Source organism: Thermocatellispora tengchongensis, from assembly GCF_014202315.1.
GTDB lineage: Bacteria > Actinomycetota > Actinomycetes > Streptosporangiales > Streptosporangiaceae > Thermocatellispora > Thermocatellispora tengchongensis.
Genome location: NZ_JACHGN010000012.1, coordinates 87,735 through 105,065, shown reverse-complemented (window position 1 = coordinate 105,065; position 17,331 = coordinate 87,735). Strand labels below are relative to the sequence as shown.

The window sequence follows — 17,331 nt, the reverse complement described above, 5'->3', positions numbered from 1 at the left end:
CTTCCGGCATGACCTGGATCATCGTCGCCGCGGTGCTCGCCGCCGGGCTGGCCGTGGTGGCAGTCCTGTCGGCCCGGGTGCTGGTGGCGGCCCGCGGACTGGGCCGTGAATTGGAGCGTACCCGGGCACGTCTGAGCCGCGAACGGGACGAGTCTGGATGAAACATCCCAGGGATTCGGGAGCTGTGGGGGTGAGACCACGCCTCCGGGAGCGTACGATCGGGGATGAGATTGCACGTCGCTCGGCTTAAGGAAGTGTCATGCCCAATCTGGGACCCACTGAGCTGATCATCATCGCGGTGATCCTGGTGCTGCTGTTCGGCGCCCGGAAGCTGCCCGACACCGCGCGGGCGATCGGCCGGTCCATGCGCATCTTCAAGTCGGAGACGGCCAAGCTGCGCGACGACGACGACACGACGGTGCAGCAGGTCGCCCAGCCCGCCGCCACCCCCCAGCCCGCCGCCCCCGCGCCGCAGCAGCTCGCCCCGGCCCAGCCGGCGCTGTCGCCGGAGGAGCAGGCCAAGGTCCTGGAGGAGCAGGCCGCCAGGCTGCGCGCTCAGGCCAGTGCGCAGGCGGGCGCCCAGGCCGGCGCCCAGCAGGACAAGCACTGAGCCGGGCCGTCCCCGCCCAGGGGGCGGTCCCCGCGCACGCCTCCGCTCCCACCCGCCACGCTGAACCAGGATCATGAATGGCTCTGCTCAAATGGCCGAAGCCGGCCGCGAACGGGTCCTCCCCGCCTGATTCAGAGGGCCGCATGCCGCTCATGGATCACCTCCGTGAGCTGCGCAACCGGCTCGTCAAGGCGCTTCTCGGCCTGGTGGCCGGCACGATCGTCGGGTTCATCTTCTTCGACACGATCTACGAGTTCATCAAGGAGCCCTACTGCGGCCTGCCGCAGGAGCACATGCTGAAGCCGGGCGAGTGCTCGCTGGCGGTCCAGGGCGTCTTCGAGTCGTTCTTCGTGAACCTGAAGATCGCGGCGGTGTTCGGCCTCATCGCTTCCTCGCCCATCTGGCTCTACCAGATCTGGGCGTTCGTCACCCCCGGCCTGTACCGCAACGAGCGGCGCTACAGCATCAGCTTCCTGTCGCTGGCGATCCCGCTGTTCCTGGCCGGCGCCGCGCTCGCCTACTTCGTGATGGACACCGGGCTGGCCATCCTGCTGAGCTTCGCCCCGCCCGACTCGGTGCTGATCATCACGATCAGCGAGTTCCTCAGCTACGCCCTGGTGATGCTGGTCATCTTCGGCGTCTCCTTCGAGCTGCCGCTGCTGCTGATCTTCCTCAACATCATCGGTGTGCTCTCCCACGCCACGGTGAAGAAGCACCGCCGCATGGTGATCTTCATCATGTTCGTGTTCGGTGCGGTGGCCACGCCGGGCGGCGACCCGTTCACCATGGTCGCGCTGGCGCTGCCCATGGTGGTGCTGTTCGCGGCGGCCGAACTGTTCATGTACCTGCGCGAGAAGCGCCTGCCGCCGGGTGAGGACTACTCCTCGCTGTCCGACGACGAGGCGTCACCTCTCGATCTGGGCACGGCCGATTCCGACGCGGGCAAATAGCCGGTAGGTTCCGGGTGTGCCCGGTGCCATCGCCCTGCTCGTGAACCCCGCGGCCCGGGGCGGCCGCTCGCTGCGCCTGCTGGCGCCGACCGTACGAAGGCTGCGCGAGGGCGGGGCGGAGGTGTCGGTGATCGCCGGCGCCTCCGCCGAGGAGGCCCTGGAACGCGCCTGCACGGCCGTCGCCGAGCGCCCCGACGCGCTGGTCGCCTTCGGCGGCGACGGGCTGGTCCACCTGGCGGTGCAGGCCGCCGCGGGCACCGACGTGCCGCTCGGCATCATCCCGGCGGGCACCGGCAACGACATCGCCCGCGCGCTCGGCATCCCGGCCGGCGACACCGCCTCGGCGGCGCGGATCGTGCTGGCGGGCCGCACCCGCGACGTGGACGCGGCCCGCATCGGCGCCGACCACTGGTTCGCCGGCGTCGTCGCGTGCGGGTTCGACTCGCGGGTCAACGAGCGCGCCAACGCCCGCACCTGGCCGCCCGGCATGGCCAGGTACCTGTTCGCCCTGGTGGAGGAGTTACGCGCGTTCACGCCGATCCCGTTCACCATCACCCTGGACACCCCCGAGGGCCGGGAGGTGATCGAACGGGAGGCGATGCTGGTGGCGATCGGCAACACCCGCTCCTACGGCGCGGGCATGCGCGTGTGCCCCGGCGCCAGCCCGTACGACGGGCTGCTGGACGTGACGATGCTCGGCGCGCTGCCCACCGGCGAGTTCCTGCGCGCCTTCCCCCGCGTCTACCGCGGCACCCACCTCACCCACCGCGCCGTCACCGTCCGCCGGGCCACCCGCGTGGAGATCTCCGCCGCCGCAGGCCATGCCGTGGTGGCCTACGCCGACGGCGAGCGGGTGGGCCCGGTGCCGTTCTCCTGCACGGTCGTCCCGCGCGCGCTGAAGGTGCTCGCCCCCTGAAGCGGCGGGCGGGGACGGCCTGACCGGAATGCCGATATCGGTAGGCTGAAGGACATGACGACGCCAGCGGAGCGCTATGCGGCCTTCCGTCAGAACCTCGCCGAAGACGGGCCGGCGATCAGGTCGTTCCGCGAGCTGTACGACTTCACGCTCGACGAGTTCCAGATCGACGCCTGCCGCGCCCTGGAGGCCGGCGACGGCGTTCTGGTGGCGGCCCCCACCGGGTCGGGCAAGACCGTCGTCGGGGAGTTCGCCGTGCACCTGGCCCTCCAGGAGGGCCGCAAGTGCTTCTACACCACCCCGATCAAGGCGCTGTCCAACCAGAAGTACAACGACCTGGTCAAGCGCTACGGCACCAAGCACGTCGGCCTGCTGACCGGCGACAACAGCGTCAACGGCGAGGCGCCGATCGTGGTCATGACCACCGAGGTGCTGCGCAACATGCTCTACGCGGGCTCCGGCACCCTGGCCGGGCTCGGCTTCGTGGTCATGGACGAGGTGCACTACCTCGCCGACCGCTTCCGCGGCGCGGTCTGGGAAGAGGTGATCATCCACCTGCCCGAGTCGGTGCGGCTGGTCGCGCTGTCGGCCACGGTGAGCAACGCCGAGGAGTTCGGCGAGTGGCTGGGCGAGGTGCGCGGCGACACCACCGTGATCGTGGACGAGCACCGCCCGGTGCCGCTGTGGCAGCACATGATGGTCGGCAACCGCCTGTACGACCTGTTCGTCACCGACGACGACGGCGACCGGCCCCGGGTGAACCCCAACCTGCTGCGCATCACCCGCGACGAGGGCCGCCTGGGCAACGGCCGCGGCAGGCGCGGCTACGGCCGCCCGCGCGGCAACCGGCCGCCGAACCGGGCCGACGTGATCGAGCGGCTCGACGCCGAGGGCCTGCTGCCCGCGATCACCTTCATCTTCTCCCGCGCCGGCTGCGACGCCGCCGTCACCCAGTGCCTGTACGCCGGCATCCGGCTCACCACCGAGCGCGAGCGGCACGAGATCCGCCAGATCGTCGATGAGCGCACCGCCCACCTGCCCGATGAGGACCTGGCCGTGCTCGGCTACCTGGAGTGGCGCGACTGCCTGGAGCGCGGCCTGGCCGCCCACCACGCGGGCATGCTGCCCACCTTCAAGGAGGTGGTAGAGGAGCTGTTCACCCAGGGCCTGGTCAAGGCGGTCTTCGCCACCGAGACCCTGGCGCTGGGCATCAACATGCCCGCCCGCTCGGTGGTGATCGAGAAGCTGGACAAGTGGAACGGCGAGACCCACGCCGACCTGACCCCGGGCGAGTACACCCAGCTCACCGGCCGGGCGGGCCGGCGCGGCATCGACGTCGAGGGCCACGCGGTGGTGATCTGGCAGGCCGGCATGGACCCGATCTCGGTCGCCGGCCTGGCCAGCACCCGCACCTACCCGCTGCGCTCCAGCTTCCGGCCGTCGTACAACATGGCGGTCAACCTGGTGGGGCAGGTCGGCCGCGAGCGCACCCGCACCCTGCTGGAGGCGTCCTTCGCCCAGTTCCAGGCCGACCGGGCGGTGGTGGGCCTGGCCCGCCAGCTCCGCCGCTCGGAGGAGGCGCTGAAGGGCTACCAGGAGGCGATGACCTGCCACCTCGGCGACTTCACCGAGTACGCCGGGCTGCGCAGGCGGCTGTCCGACCGCGAGTCCGAGCTGGCCAGGCAGCGCGGCGCGGCCCGCCGGGCCCAGGCCGTGCGCTCGCTGGAGGCGCTCAGGCCCGGCGACGTGATCCGGGTGCCCGGCGGGCGCCGGGCCGGCATCGCGATCATTCTGGACCCCGGGCTCAACACCCGCGGCCACGAGGGCCCCTCGCCGCTGGTGCTGACCATCGGCAAGCAGGTCAAGCGGCTCTCGCCGGGCGACTTCCCGGTGCCGGTCGAGCCGGTGGAGCGGCTGCGCATCCCGAAGAACTTCAACTCCCGCTCGCCCAAGGAGCGCGCCAACCTGGTCGCCACGCTGCACGCCAAGCTGGGCGACCGCGACCTGGGCAAGCCGCTGCGCGCCCGCGACCACGCGGTGGAGGACGAGGAGGTCAACGAGCTGCGCCGGCTGCTGCGCCAGCACCCCTGCCACGGCTGCGACGAGCGCGAGGACCACGCCCGCTGGGCCGAGCGCTACTACAAGCTGCTGCGCGAGACCGAGGGGCTGCGCCGCCGGGTCGAGGGCCGCTCGCACGTGATCGCGCGCACCTTCGACCGGGTGTGCGGCGTGCTGGACGAGCTGGGCTACCTCGACGGCGAGACGGTGACCGCGCAGGGGCGGCGGCTGGCCAAGCTGTACACCGAGCTGGACCTGCTCACCGCCGAGTGCCTGCGGGCCGGGCTGTGGGACGAGCTCGACCCGGCCGAGCTGGCCGCCTGCGTCTCGTCGCTGGTCTTCGAGTCGCGCGCCGCCGACGAGGCCCGCCGCCCCAAGATCCCCGCGGGCGGGGTGAGCCAGGCACTGACCGCCATGGTGCGGCTGTGGACCGACCTGGAGGCCATCGAGGAGCGCCACGGCCTGTCCTTCATCCGCGAGCCCGACTTCGGCTTCGCCTGGGCGGCCTACCGGTGGGCCAAGGGCCACACCCTCGACTCGGTCCTCAGCGACGGCGTCAACGGCGCCGAACTGGCCGCGGGCGACTTCGTCCGCTGGACCAAGCAGCTCATGGACCTGCTCGGCCAGGTCGGCGACGCGGCCCCGCCCGGCAGCCCGGTCAGGGCCAACGCCACCAAGGCCGTCGACGCCATCCGCCGCGGCGTGGTGGCCTACACCTCGGTCGGCTGAGCCGCCTCAGCGCGACAGCGCGTCGAGCAGGCGGTTCAGCGGGCCGTCGAGGCCGTAGCGGTCGGCCAGGGCCACCAGGGCGGCGGGGTCGCGCGGCTTGCCGGGCAGGGCCGGGTCGAGGTCGGGCACGGGGGCGTCGCGGACCACGTTGACCACGGTGGGGGCCACGGACAGGTAGTCCAGCGCGGCGGCCAGCTTGGTGCGGCTGCCCGCGGGGAAGCCGTCGGTGCGGCCCTCGGCCAGGGCGTCGAGCAGGGCCCGCAGCGAGCCGAACCGGGTGATCAGGGCGGCGGCGGTCTTGTCGCCCACCCCCGGCACCCCGGGCAGGCCGTCGCTCGGGTCACCGCGCAGGGTGGCGTAGTCGGCGTACGCGCGGCCGGGGATGCCGTACTTCTCGGTGATCACCGCCTCGTCCACCACCTGGATGTTGCGGATGCCCCGCACGGTGTACAGCACCCGCACCGGGCGCGCGTCGTCCACGAGCTGGAACAGGTCGCGGTCGCCGGTGACGATCTCGACCTCGCCGGGCGCCCGCGCGGTGAAGGTGCCGATCACGTCGTCGGCCTCGTAGCCGGGCACGCCCACCCTGGCCAGGCCCAGCGCGTCGAGCACCTGCTCGATCACCGCCACCTGCGGCACCAGGGCGTCGGGCACCTGCTCCTCATCACCCGAGGCCACCCGGTGCGCCTTGTACGACGGCAGCGCGGCCACCCGGAACGCGGGCCGCCAGTCGGCGTCCATGCACGCCACGAGGCCGGAAGGGGAGCGGGTGCGGACCAGCGTGGCGATCATGTCGATCAGCCCGCGCACGGCGTTGACCGGCGTCCCGTCGGGGGCGGTCATCGACTCGGGCACCCCGTAGAAGGCTCGGAAGTAGAGCGAGGGCGTGTCGAGCAGCATCAGTCCGGCCATGCCCGCCATCCAACCAGATGCCGCCGACAGTCTTCACATGTCCTTCACAGGCCGTGACCGGGACGCTCAGGCGAGGCCGCGGGCGCGCAGGGCGAGCCACAGGCTGCTGGCCACGTCCGGGTCGTCGAGGTCGGCGCCCAGCACGCGGGCCGCGGTGCCGATGCGGTGGCGCAGGGTGTTGCGGTGGACGGCCAGCTCCTTGGCCGCGCCCTCCCACTGGCCCCGGTGCCGCAGGTACGCCACGACCGCCCCGACCAGGTCGGCCCGGGTGTAGGCCAGCAGCGGCTCCAGGGCGGGGGCGGCGGCGACCGGGTCGGCGTCGGCGGCCAGGTCGCGTACCCGCCCCTCGGGCGTGCGGGCCAGGGCCGAGCGCAGCGCGGGCATGTGCAGGGCGAGGTCGCGCGCCGCGATCTCGCGCGACAGCACCGCCCGCGCGCCCGGCACGCGGGCGGCGGCGAACTCGGCGGCGGCATCGCGGGCCGCCTCCGCCTCGGGCGCCGGGGCCAGCACCCACACCTCGTCCGGCTCGGCCGTGGCCAGCGACCGGATCGCCCCCGCCCCCGGGCCGGGAGTCCGGGGCCGGGTGGTCCCCGCCGCCTGTTCGATGTGGTCCAGCAGGTCGGGGCCGGCCGTGCCGACCCCGGTCACGGCGAGGGCGCGCAGGCGGGACGGCGGCGCGGGGAGGCCGATGTCGGCGGCCAGGGCGCGGGCGGCGTCGGGGTGGCCCAGCATCAGCAGCCGCGCCACCGACCCGCGCGCCGCGCGGGGGCCCGCCGTGCCCCGCCGCCGCTGCTCGGTCTGCAGCGCGAGCAGCGAGCAGGCGGCGAGCACGAGCTGCCGGTCGTGCGCCTTCATCGGGGGCGGGCAGCCGGTCGCCACGAACCCGGTGAGCCGGTCACGGGTGCTGAGGGGCTGCACCACCACGTCGTCGCCGTCGATCGGCAGGGTGGCCGAGGAGTGCGGCCCGGCCGCGCGCAGCCTGCCGAGCACCCCGGCGATCTGCCGGGCGCTGCCCTCGCGCTCGCGCGGCCACACCGCGACCAGGCCGCCCTCGGGGGTGAGCTGGGCGGCCCAGCCCTCGACGGCGCTCGCCAGCGTGCGCACCACGGCCGCCACCGGGTCGGGCCCGGCGGCGGCCCGCACCAGGTCGCGGTGCGCGCCGAGCGTCGCGTTCAGCTCCTCCTGCCCGGCCGCGGCCAGCAGCCGCCAGTACGTGCGCGCGACCAGCAGGAACGGGGTCGGGTCGGGCACCACGAGCAGGGGCACCCCGGCGGCCTCGCACGCCTCCAGCAGCGTGGCCGGCACCTCCCGGTGGACCGGGCCGAGCCCGATGCCCAGCGCGGCCACGCCCCCGGCGGCCAGGCGGGCGGCGTAGGAGTGGGCCTGCGCCGCCTGGCCGGTCAGCCCCATGCCGGTCGTGAGCAGCAGCTCCCCGCCCTCCAGGTACGGCGTCGGGTCGGTCAGTTCGCTGACGTGCACGCCGGTCACCTCGCGGTCGGGGAGCGGGCGGTGCCCGACCGCCGGATACAGGTCGGGGCCGAGCGTACGGCTCAGCTCGGCGAGTTTCGGCATCGCGCTCCCATCGCGGTTCGTTCGTTTCGTACGATGACTTCGAATATCCGGGCAGAACATCTGAAGTATGGCGGCGCCGGTCACCTTACCGTCGGATCACCCGGTCCCGTCCAGGGCGGCCGGGACGAACGCCGGAGGGAGAGCCGTGACCGTACAGAACGCGACGCCCGAGCAGGAGGCCATGCCGGAGCAGCGGCGCATCCTGCGCACCGAGGTGCCGGGGCCGCGCTCGCGGGAGCGGCACGCGCGCAGGTCGCAGGTGCTCGCCGCGGGCCTGGGCACCACGCTCCCGGTCTTCGTCGAGCGCGCGGGCGGCGGCATCATCGTGGACGCCGACGGCAACCACCTCATCGACCTCGCCTCCGGCATCGCGGTCACCAGCGTGGGCGCCAGCGCCCCGGCCGTGGTCTCCCGGGTGCGCGAGCAGGTGGGCCGCTTCACCCACACCTGCTTCCTGGTCACCGAGTACGACGGCTACGTCGAGGTCGCCGCCCGGCTGAACGAGCTGACCCCCGGCGACCACCCCAAGCGCACCGCCCTGTTCAGCACCGGGGCCGAGGCCGTGGAGAACGCGGTCAAGATCGCCCGTGCCGCGACCGGGCGGCCCGGCGTCGTGGTGTTCGAGCACGCCTACCACGGCCGCAGCCTGATGACGCTGGCGATGACCGCCAAGGAGCACCCGTACAAGACCGGGTTCGGGCCGTTCCCGGGGCAGGTGCACCGCGCGCCGTACGCGTACCCGCTGCGCTGGCCGGGCGGGCCGGAGCGGTGCGCGGAGGAGGCGCTGGCCGCGCTGGAGGACCTGCTGGCCGAGGTCGGCCCGCAGACCGTCGCCGCCGTGGTGATCGAGCCGATCCAGGGCGAGGGCGGGTTCGTGGTCCCCGCGCCCGGCTTCCTCGCCGGGGTGCGCGAGATCGCCGCCCGCCACGGAATCGTGTTCGTGCTGGACGAGGTGCAGGCCGGCATCGGCCGCACCGGCACGATGTTCGCCGCCGAGCACGAGGGGATCGTCCCCGACCTGGTCGTCACCGCCAAGGCCCTGGCCGGCGGCCTGCCGCTCGCGGCCGTCACCGGGCGCGCGGAGATCATGGACGCGGTGCACCCCGGCGGGCTCGGCGGCACGTACGCCGGCAACCCCGTCGCCTGCGCGGCGGCGCTCGGCGTGCTGGAGATGTTCCGCGACGGCGCGCTGCTGGAGCGGGCCCGCGCCATCGAGGCGCAGGTGCGCGCCGGTCTCGCCGCGGCCATGGACAGCCCGTACGCCGCCGAGCTGCGCGGCCGGGGCGCGATGATGGCGATCGAGTTCGCCCGCCCGGCGGAGCCGGGGGCGGTGCCCGAGCCCGCGCCCGAGATCGCCCAGCAGGTCGCCGCCCGCTGCCACGCGCAGGGCGTGCTGGTGCTGGTGTGCGGCACGCACGGGAACGTGATCCGGCTGCTGCCGCCCCTCGTCATCGGCCCCGACCTGCTCGCCGACGCCCTGGAGGTGCTCTCGGCCGCCATCGAGGCGGTCACGGCCGGCGCGGGGGCGCCGTGACCGCGCGTCCCCTGGACGGCGTGCTCGTCGCCGACTTCAGCCGGGTGCTGGCCGGGCCGCTGTGCACCATGACGCTGGCCGACCTCGGCGCCACCGTGATCAAGGTGGAGCGGCCCGGAGCCGGGGACGACACCCGCGCCTGGGGCCCGCCGTGGACCGCGGCCCCGCAGGGCTCCTCGACCTACTTCGAGAGCGTCAACCGCTCCAAGCACAGCGTCGCCCTGGACCTGGACGACCCCGGGGACCTGGCCCTGGCCCGCGAGCTGGCCCGCCGCGCCGACGTGCTGGTGGAGAACTTCAAGCCCGGCGCCCTGGAGCGCCGGGGCCTCGGCTACGCGCAGGTCGCCGAGGCCAACCCCCGCGTCGTGTACTGCTCGGTCAGCGGCTTCGGCGGCGGCGCCGGCGCCGCCAGGCCCGGCTACGACTTCATCGCCCAGGCGGTGGGCGGGCTGATGTCGATCACCGGCGAGGCGGACGGCGAGCCGATGAAGGCGGGCGTGGCGCTGGTGGACGTGCTGACCGGCAAGGACGCCGCCATCGGCGTCCTGGCCGCGCTGGCCGCCCGCGAGCGCACCGGCCGGGGCTGCCGGATCGAGGTCAACCTGCTGTCCAGCCTGCTGGCCGCGCTGGTCAACCAGGCCCAGGGCTACCTGGAGACCGGGGTGCCGCCGCGCCGCATGGGCAACCGGCACCCGTCGATCGCGCCGTACGAGACGCTGCGCTGCCGTGACGGCCTGCTGGCCGTGGCGTGCGGCAACGACGGGCAGTTCGCCCGCTTCGCCGCCGTGCTCGGCGAGCCCGGCCTGGCCGCCGACGAGCGGTTCGCCACCAACGCCGCCCGGGTGGAGCACCGCGAGGAACTGGTCGCGGCGCTGGAGGCGCTGCTGGCCGCGGCCGGCGCCGCCGAGTGGGAGGAGCGCCTGGCCGCCGTCCAGGTGCCCGCCGGGCGCGTCGGAGACCTCGCCGCCGGGTTCGCCCTGGCCGAGCGCCTGGGCCTCGCCCCCGCCGCGCCTCCGGCCCCGGGCCGCGCTCCGCAGGTGCGTCACCCCGTCACCTACTCCGCCGATCTGGTACGCCCCCCGCAGCCGCCGCCCGGGCTCGGCGAGCACGACGCCGCCGTACGGGCCTGGCTGGCCGCGGGCCCCGCACCGTTCACACTGGAAGGACACGACCCCGAATGACCGCCATCGACCCGCTGGACCCCGCGGGCGTCGACGACATGCTCGGCGCCGACGAGAAGGCCGTGCGCGACTCCGTGCGCCGCCTGTGCGCCGAGCTGATCGACCCCTACGTGGCGACCTGGTTCGAGGACGGCGACCTGCCCTCGGTCCGGGAGATCGCCACGGAGTTCGGCAAGCTCGGCCTGCTGGGCATGCACCTGGAGGGGTACGGCTGCGCCGGCATGAGCGCGGTGGACTACGGCCTGGCCTGCATGGAGCTGGAGGCGTCCGACTCCGGCATCCGGTCGCTGGTCTCGGTGCAGGGCTCCTTGGCGATGTTCGCGATCCGGCGGCACGGGAGCGAGGAGCAGCGCCGCGAGTGGCTGCCGCGCATGGCCACCGGCGAGGCCATCGGCTGCTTCGGCCTGACCGAGCCCGACCACGGCTCCGACCCCGGTTCCATGCGCACCCGCGCCCGCCGCGACGGCTCCGACTGGATCCTCGACGGCCGCAAGATGTGGATCACCAACGGCTTGGTCGCCGACGTGGCCGTGGTCTGGGCGAACACCGAGGAGGGCATCCGCGGCTTCGTCGTGCCCACCACCGCCCCCGGCTTCTCCGCCCCGGTCATGAAGCACAAGCTGTCGCTGCGCGCCTCGATCACCAGCGAGCTCGTCCTGGACGGCGTGCGCCTGCCGGCCGACGCCGCCTTCCCCGAGGTGCGCGGCCTGCGGGGCCCGCTCTCCTGCCTCAACGAGGCCCGCTACGGCATCGTGTGGGGCGCCATGGGCGCCGCCCGCTCCGCCTTCGCCGCGGCCCTGGAGTACGCGGGGCAGCGCGAGCAGTTCGGACGGCCGATCGCGGGCTTCCAGCTCACCCAGGCCAAGCTGGCCCGCATGGCCACCGAGCTGACCAACGGCCGCCTGCTCGCCCTCCACCTGGGCCGCCGCAAGGACGCCGGCGCCGTCCGCCCGCACGAGATCAGCATGGGCAAGCTGAACAACGTCGCCAAGGCCCTGGACATCTGCCGCACCGCCCGCACCATCCTGGGCGCGAACGGCGTCTCCCTGGAGTACCCGGTCATCCGGCACATGACGAACCTGGAGTCGGTGCTGACCTACGAGGGCACCGAGGAGGTGCACCTGCTCACCCTGGGCAGGGCCCTCACCGGCCAGAACGCCTTCCACTGACCTCAGAAGAACAGCGGGCTCGCGGTTGTCAGCGCCCTGGCCAGGCCCGCGATCCCGAGGACCAGCCCGGCCGCGGCCCACCCGCCCCCGCGCACCCGCCCGGTGCGGGTCTCGCGCAGCCCGAGCACGCCGGTGACCAGGGCCGCCACGACGGGCGCCGTCCACGGGGCGAGCCCCAGCACGCCGAAGATCACGCTCGACAGGGCGAGCTTCGAGCGGGGCGGCTGGGGCTTCGGCTCGTTCACGAGTCATCTATAGCCGTCCCGGGCGCCGGTGTGAAGATCCGACGGCCTCCGCCAGGGCGAGGCACGCGGCGATCGTGGTATGGGCGGTGCCGTCCGGCCAGGACGCGGGCCAGGAGGAGAACTTCGCGATCACCACCTCGGCCGGCTCGTGGATCAGCAGCATCTGGCCGTGAATGCCCAGCGCCAGGTAGACCCCGTCGCGGCGGCCCGGGGTGCGCGGCGCGGCCACCCACCACTGGTTGCGGTAGTAGGCGCCGGGCACGTCCCCGACAGCCGCTCGGTGGCGATCTGGCCCGGCGGCGGGCTGCACCGCATCGACACCACCATGGGGGCGAGCACCCCCATCCCGTTCACCCGCCAGATGCTGGTCAAGGCCGCCCGCGAGCACGGCCTGAACATCGTCGTGGAGGGCGAGACCCACTTCTACAACAACATCAGCGTGATCCTCGACGGGCACACCAACCTGGAGCACAACCTGCCCGTCGCCACGCTCTACGACGACGTCGTCCAGCTCATGGCGCACGCCGGGGTGTCGAACACGCCCACCCTGGTCGTCGCCTTCGGCGAGCTGTTCGGCGAGAACTACATGTAGCAGCGCACCGAGGTGTGGAAGGACCCGCGGGTGCGGACGTATGTGCAGGCGTGCCTGAGCGGCTACAGCCCGCTCGGCACCCCGTACGACGCGCCGCCGTACGCCCGCGCGATGACGACCATCCACGTCGCCGACGAGCTGTACGACATCGGCGTGCTCGCGGTCTCGCGCTCGGTGCGCAGGCTGGACGACGCCGGGGTGCGGATCAACGCCGGCTCGCACGGCGAGGTGCCCGGCATGGCCATGCACTGGGAGATGCGGCTGCTCGCCGAGGGCGGCATGGCCCCGCACCGGGTGCTGCGCACCGCCCGCGTACTCCCTCGGCGAGATCGCCCCGCGCCGCCGGGCGCGTACCAGGTTCTACTGGGAGCTGCACGACACCAACGGCATCGACTGGTCCGAGGCGTGGGGCGGCGGCTGCTCCACCTGATCCGCCGCCCCGTCTCTCAGAAGCGGTGCGCCCGCGCCGCGGCGGCGGCCTCGGCGGGGTTGCCGGCCCAGTACTCGATCGTCCCGCCCGCCGGGTCCAGGCGCACCGTGAGCATGGTCCGCCAGCGGGCGGCCTCGGGCTGGGTCAGGTCCTCGCGCACGCAGATCGGCGCGTCGGCGCCCGCCGCGCCGCACAGCCACCGGGCCAGCCCCGGCAGGTCGCCGGGAGGCGAGCCCGCGCCGGCCAGCACGCCGTCCAGGTGCCCGTACCGGGCGCGGGTCGTGGAGGCGGGGCTGGGCAGCTCGCCCCGGGCCAGCCCGGGGTCCAGCAGGTGGTTGGTCCGCACCAGCCAGCCATCGGGGCGCACCCCGATCGCCGCCACCCCGTCCGGGGTGATCTCCAGCGAGGCCGCCTCGGCCCGCCCGGAACCCGTGGCGACGACCGTGATCGCGGAGGAGGAGCTGACCGGGGCCGAGCGGGCGACGGCGACCGCCTCCTCGACCGTCGCGGCCTCGTCCAGGACCCGGCGGGCGATGGCGTGCACCGGCACGCCGCCGCCCGCGCTGTCGGCGCGGTGGTGCAGGATGTTGAAGTTCACCGCCAGCCCCGCGCTGTTGATCCCGATCTTGGCGAGCATGCCCGGCTCGGTGAACGTCTTCACCCACCGGCCCGGCGCGGGCGTGTACCGCCACAGCGCGGCGTCGGGCACCAGGCGCGCGTGCCAGTCCCAGGTCTGGAACGCGACCGCCGGCCGCCCCGCCGCCGGCGGCCGGACCACCGTGGAGCACTCTCCCTCGCCCGGCCGGGGCGCGGCGGCCAGGATCTCGGTGCGCGAGTTGAGCAGGCTCAGCTCCGCCACCGCGATCCCGGCGCCCTCGGCGATCGACTCCAGCTCCGCGCCCAGCGGCGGATGCCAGGAGGCCAGCGCGGCGTACGACGCCCGTGCGATGCCCTCGCTCGTCTCCTCCGGGATGCCCAGCTCCTTGTAGTGGCCGCGGTAGGCCGCGACCGCGGCGCCGATCCGGCCGGCCCACAGCCGCCCGAACTCCCGGCCGCGCTCGGGCGCGGCGCTCTCCCCGCTGTCGTGCTCGTGGATCCTCACCGGCGCGCTTCCTCCATGTGGTCCATCAGGCGTACCAGGCCGGGGTGGCGGTGCGGGCCGCGGTCGAAGTCGTCGCGCACCCGGCCGCGTACATCCTCGGGCATGTCCTGGCTCAGCTTGAACATCGCCTGTTGCCCGGTGACCCGCACGCTGAACGCCGCCACCTTCCCGATGATGCGCTCGAACAGCTCCCTGGACGGCTCCGGGTCCCACTGCGCGGGGCGCATCGACTCCAGCGCCGAGACGGTCCGCTCGACCACCTCCAGCGCCGCGGCGGCGTCCTCGATCAGGGTCGCTTCGCCGGTGAGGTGCACGGCCGCGTAGTCCAGGGTCGGCGCGGTGGGCGCGAAGCCGTACAGCGACGGCGAGACGTAGCCGTGCGAGGACGAGAACACCATCAGCACGTCCGCCCGCTCCCGGAACAGCCTCCAGTGCGGGTTGGCCCGGCCCATGTGCCCGTACATGGTCACGCCCGCCAGCGACTCCCCGGGGTCCGTCTCCGGCGGGAGGATCATCGGCAGGTGGGTGGCGACCGGAGGCCCCTCCGGCGCCGGGCTCACCACCACCGCGAACGGATTCTCCCGCACGAAGTCCACGACGGCCCTGCCGTCCGGCGGCGGGTAGGACGGGTAGGTGTGCATCTGCCCTGCTCTCCTTGCTCGACGGGATGGGCGCGGCGGGGATCGGCTCAGTGGGAATCGGCGCAGCGAGGGATCCGCCACGGGTTGGAGTCGCGGAGCGCGGGCGGGAGCGCCGCGTCGGGCACGTTCTGGTAGGCCACCGGCCGGGTGAAGCGGGCCAGGGCCTCCGCGCCCACGCTGGTCGCGCGGGGATCGCTGGTGGAGGGCCACGGCCCGCCGTGGTGCATCGCGTCCTCGGTGACCACGCCGTTGCACGGGCCGTCCACGACCACCCTGCCCACCTGGGCGGCCACCCGGGCCACCGCCTCGGCCAGGTCCGGATCGGCCGCGCCGCCGCCGTAGACCGAGCCGGCCAGCGACGGCCGCAGCCGGGCCAGCGCCGCGTACGCCTCCTGCAGCGTGTCGTACTCCGCGACCAGCGCGACCGGGCCGAAGCACTCCTCGGTGAACGGCGTGCCCTCGCGCAGGTCGCCGATGGCGACCCGCAGCACCGCCGGGCGGGCGGAGTACCCGCCGTCCTCGCCCAGGCCCGTCGCCAGCACCTCGCCGCCCGCCGCCTCCAGGGCCCGCAGGCCATCGGCGTACGCGGCGGCGATGCCCCGGGTGAGCAGCCAGCCGCCCCGCGCCCCGGCGGCCCGCCCGGCGACGGCCTCGACCACGCCGGACCCGCGCGGGGCCAGCAGCAGCCCCGGCTTGGTGCAGTACTGCCCCACGCCCAGCGTGAACGACTCCACGAACGCCGCGGCGATCTCGCCGGCCCTGCCGGGCGCCGCCGTCGCGGCCGGGGTCAGCAGCACCGGGTTGACCGTGCCCATCTCGGCGTACACCGGGATCGGGGCCGGGCGGCGCCTGGCCCGCTCGACCAGCGCCATGCCCCCGGCCTGCGAGCCGGTGAAGGCCACGGCCGCGATCTCGGGGGCGTCCACCAGCGCGAGCCCGGCCTCGAACCCGACGACCAGCGAGAACGTGCCCGAAGGCGCGCCCGCCTCCGCCAGCGCGGCCCTCGCGATCTCCGCCAGCCGCACGCTCAGCCGAGGGTGCGCGGGGTGCGCCTTGACCACCACCGGGCATCCGGCGGCCAGGGCCGAGCAGGTGTCGTGCCCGAGCACCCCGAACTGGAACGGGAAGTTGCTCGCCCCGAACACGGCCACCGGCCCGATCGGCAGATCGGCCCGGCGCAGATCCACCGGCGGCGGCCCCGGCACGGTCTGCACCCGGGCCCGCAACCACGCCCCGCCCTCCCCGGCCGCCGCGTAGTAGCGCATGTTCCGCGCGCCGCGCAGCAACTCGCCGCGCAGCCGCTCCTCACCCAGCGCGGTCTCCTCCTCGGCCAGCGCGACGAGCCCGTCGGCGTGCGCCTCCAGCGCCCCGGCCACGGCCTCCATCCAGCGCCGCCGCTCGGCCGGTGTCACGGTGCTCACCACGGGGAACGCCCCCGCCGCCGAGGCCACGGCCGCCGCCACCGCCGCCGCGGGCGTGTGCGCGGGTCCCGCGGTGGCCTGGCCGGTACGGGGGGAGTGGCTCGGGTCCGTGGCGGTGAATTCGGTAGTCGTCATGGTCCGCCCACGCTATTGGCCCGCGATGCCCGACGTCCGTAGACGAAACGCCGGAATTCCCGCAATCCAGTGCGATCCATACGATGCCCTCACCGGACCTCGCCACCCCCCACACGGCACGGTGCCCCAGGGGCGTGCGGACTCTATGGCCGCGTCGGCTCTGGGGCTGTGCCTGCTCGGCAGGTGCCGGGCCCACTCCGTATGATCCCCTCACCGGACCTCGCCACCTCCACGCGGCACGGTGCCGCAGGGGTGTGCGGAGTCTGTGCCGCGTCGGCTCCGGGGGCTGTGCCCGCTCGGCGGGTGCCGGGCCTACTTCCGTACGATCCCCCCACGGGACCTCGCCACCTCCACGCGGCACGGTGCCGCAGGGGCGTGCGGACTCTGTGGCGGCGCCGGCTCTGGGGCTGTGCCTGCTCGGCGGGTGCCGGGCCCACTTCCGTGCCGGTGGCCCGGGGCGTGTGGGGCCCTGGGCTGTGCCGGTTCCGGCGGTCGTGCTCGCTCGGCGGGTGCCGTTCCCACGACCGTGCCGGTGGCCCAGGGTAGGGCGGCCCCAGAGGGTCGGCGGTTGGTAGGGCGGTGCGTCGGGGTGGCTGGTGGCCCCCGCATCCTGGATCACGGGTAGGCGGGTGGCGGGGGGCTGGTGGTGCCGGGTGTGGTGGTGCTGGGGGCGTTCCTGCGGAGGCCCGGGGGCGTTGGGGCTGTGCCGGGTCTGGCGGTTGTGCCGGATCTGGAGGGTGTGCACGGAGTTGTCGCGTGCATGCCGGTGCGTGTGGGGGCGATGGGCTTTGGAGGGGTGCGGGCCCTGTGGGCGTGCTGTTCCGCCCGTTGTGTCCGCTCGGGGGCGTGGCGGGCCCTGTGGCCGGGGCCGCCCGTGTTCGTGCCGGTCCAGGTTGGTCTGGTGCCGCTGGGGACTGTGTCGGCTCCGGGGGCCTGTGCCTGCTCGGGTACGCCGGGACCGTGGCCGTAGTGGGCTCTGGGTGCGTGCCGGTCCGTGCCTTGGCGGCCCTGGGGTCTGCCCTTGGGGGTCGTGCCGGCTTCGGGGTGTGCCCTGCTCGGGGGAGTGCCGAGCCCCGCGAGCGCGACTGTCATGCGGCTACGGCGGCCCCGGAGCGGGCCGGTCGAATCGGAGGC

The 17,331-nt window shown here is 74.5% G+C and carries 17 protein-coding genes; 9 read left to right on the top strand and 8 right to left on the bottom strand.

Annotated features, from left to right (window positions below; translation table 11 throughout):
- Nucleotides 1-8: 8 nt before the first annotated feature.
- The 5 genes from HNP84_RS27005 to HNP84_RS26985 all read left to right on the top strand — a co-directional run bounded on the left by HNP84_RS27005 (nt 9) and on the right by HNP84_RS26985 (nt 5,263).
- Complete coding sequence (locus tag HNP84_RS27005) at nt 9-161, top strand: hypothetical protein (protein ID WP_185052726.1); 153 nt, start codon at nt 9-11, stop codon at nt 159-161.
- 98 nt (nt 162-259) lie between these two features.
- On the top strand, nt 260-610 hold the full coding sequence (gene tatA, locus HNP84_RS27000; protein WP_185052725.1) for a Sec-independent protein translocase subunit TatA: 351 nt from the start codon (nt 260-262) through the stop codon (nt 608-610).
- Between the two features lie 152 nt (nt 611-762).
- Nucleotides 763-1,560 (top strand): twin-arginine translocase subunit TatC, encoded by a 798-nt coding sequence (gene tatC, locus HNP84_RS26995; protein WP_246518739.1) that lies wholly within the window; start codon nt 763-765, stop codon nt 1,558-1,560.
- 16 nt (nt 1,561-1,576) lie between these two features.
- Nucleotides 1,577-2,476, top strand: coding sequence for a diacylglycerol/lipid kinase family protein (locus tag HNP84_RS26990; RefSeq protein ID WP_185052723.1), 900 nt, complete (start codon nt 1,577-1,579; stop codon nt 2,474-2,476).
- 54 nt (nt 2,477-2,530) lie between these two features.
- Nucleotides 2,531-5,263 carry a DEAD/DEAH box helicase gene (locus HNP84_RS26985; protein ID WP_185052722.1) on the top strand — a complete coding sequence of 911 codons (2,733 nt, stop codon included), beginning with the start codon at nt 2,531-2,533 and terminating at the stop codon, nt 5,261-5,263.
- 6 nt (nt 5,264-5,269) lie between these two features.
- Here the strand turns inward: HNP84_RS26985 and HNP84_RS26980 are convergent, their stop codons facing one another.
- Both HNP84_RS26980 and HNP84_RS26975 read right to left on the bottom strand, forming a co-directional pair.
- Nucleotides 5,270-6,175, bottom strand: a complete 906-nt coding sequence (locus HNP84_RS26980) for a 5'-3' exonuclease (protein WP_185052721.1) — start codon at nt 6,173-6,175, stop codon at nt 5,270-5,272.
- A gap of 66 nt (nt 6,176-6,241) precedes the next feature.
- A complete protein-coding gene (locus tag HNP84_RS26975) occupies nt 6,242-7,747 on the bottom strand; it encodes a PucR family transcriptional regulator (RefSeq protein WP_185052720.1) in 1,506 nt (501 codons plus the stop codon).
- 181 nt (nt 7,748-7,928) lie between these two features.
- On the opposite strand from HNP84_RS26975, the gene gabT reads away from it, so the two are divergent.
- From gabT to HNP84_RS26960, 3 genes are read left to right on the top strand one after another with little or no spacing between them, the layout of a single operon-like run.
- Nucleotides 7,929-9,281 carry a 4-aminobutyrate--2-oxoglutarate transaminase gene (gene gabT / locus HNP84_RS26970; RefSeq protein WP_185052919.1) on the top strand — a complete coding sequence of 451 codons (1,353 nt, stop codon included), beginning with the start codon at nt 7,929-7,931 and terminating at the stop codon, nt 9,279-9,281.
- Nucleotides 9,278-10,462 carry a CaiB/BaiF CoA transferase family protein gene (locus tag HNP84_RS26965; RefSeq protein ID WP_185052719.1) on the top strand — a complete coding sequence of 395 codons (1,185 nt, stop codon included), beginning with the start codon at nt 9,278-9,280 and terminating at the stop codon, nt 10,460-10,462. The genes gabT and HNP84_RS26965 overlap by 4 nt, the downstream gene beginning before the upstream one ends.
- Nucleotides 10,459-11,631, top strand: a complete 1,173-nt coding sequence (locus HNP84_RS26960; RefSeq protein WP_185052718.1) for an acyl-CoA dehydrogenase family protein — start codon at nt 10,459-10,461, stop codon at nt 11,629-11,631. The genes HNP84_RS26965 and HNP84_RS26960 overlap by 4 nt, the downstream gene beginning before the upstream one ends.
- A gap of 2 nt (nt 11,632-11,633) precedes the next feature.
- Here HNP84_RS26960 and HNP84_RS26955 read toward each other — a convergent pair whose 3' ends face one another.
- A complete protein-coding gene (locus HNP84_RS26955; RefSeq protein ID WP_185052717.1) occupies nt 11,634-11,876 on the bottom strand; it encodes a DUF4190 domain-containing protein in 243 nt (80 codons plus the stop codon).
- Between the two features lie 7 nt (nt 11,877-11,883).
- The gene (locus HNP84_RS26950) at nt 11,884-12,138 is read right to left on the bottom strand and encodes a hypothetical protein (protein WP_185052716.1); all 255 of its coding nucleotides are present in this window, start codon (nt 12,136-12,138) and stop codon (nt 11,884-11,886) included.
- Nucleotides 12,139-12,156: 18 nt separating this feature from the next.
- Between HNP84_RS26950 and HNP84_RS26945 the strand changes: the two genes are divergently transcribed.
- Nucleotides 12,157-12,468: a hypothetical protein gene (locus tag HNP84_RS26945; RefSeq protein ID WP_185052715.1), complete on the top strand. Its 312-nt coding sequence runs from the start codon at nt 12,157-12,159 to the stop codon at nt 12,466-12,468.
- 62 nt (nt 12,469-12,530) lie between these two features.
- Here HNP84_RS26945 and HNP84_RS26940 read toward each other — a convergent pair whose 3' ends face one another.
- The 4 genes from HNP84_RS26940 to HNP84_RS26925 form a co-directional block, all read right to left on the bottom strand.
- Nucleotides 12,531-12,773, bottom strand: a complete 243-nt coding sequence (locus HNP84_RS26940; RefSeq protein WP_185052714.1) for a hypothetical protein — start codon at nt 12,771-12,773, stop codon at nt 12,531-12,533.
- A gap of 141 nt (nt 12,774-12,914) precedes the next feature.
- On the bottom strand, nt 12,915-14,000 hold the full coding sequence (locus tag HNP84_RS26935; RefSeq protein WP_185052713.1) for a C45 family autoproteolytic acyltransferase/hydrolase: 1,086 nt from the start codon (nt 13,998-14,000) through the stop codon (nt 12,915-12,917).
- A complete protein-coding gene (locus HNP84_RS26930; protein WP_185052712.1) occupies nt 13,997-14,641 on the bottom strand; it encodes an FMN-binding negative transcriptional regulator in 645 nt (214 codons plus the stop codon). The genes HNP84_RS26935 and HNP84_RS26930 overlap by 4 nt, the downstream gene beginning before the upstream one ends.
- A 47-nt stretch (nt 14,642-14,688) precedes the next feature.
- Entirely contained in the window at nt 14,689-16,197 is a 1,509-nt protein-coding gene (locus HNP84_RS26925) for an aldehyde dehydrogenase family protein (protein ID WP_185052711.1), read from the bottom strand.
- Nucleotides 16,198-17,331: the final 1,134 nt, after the last annotated feature.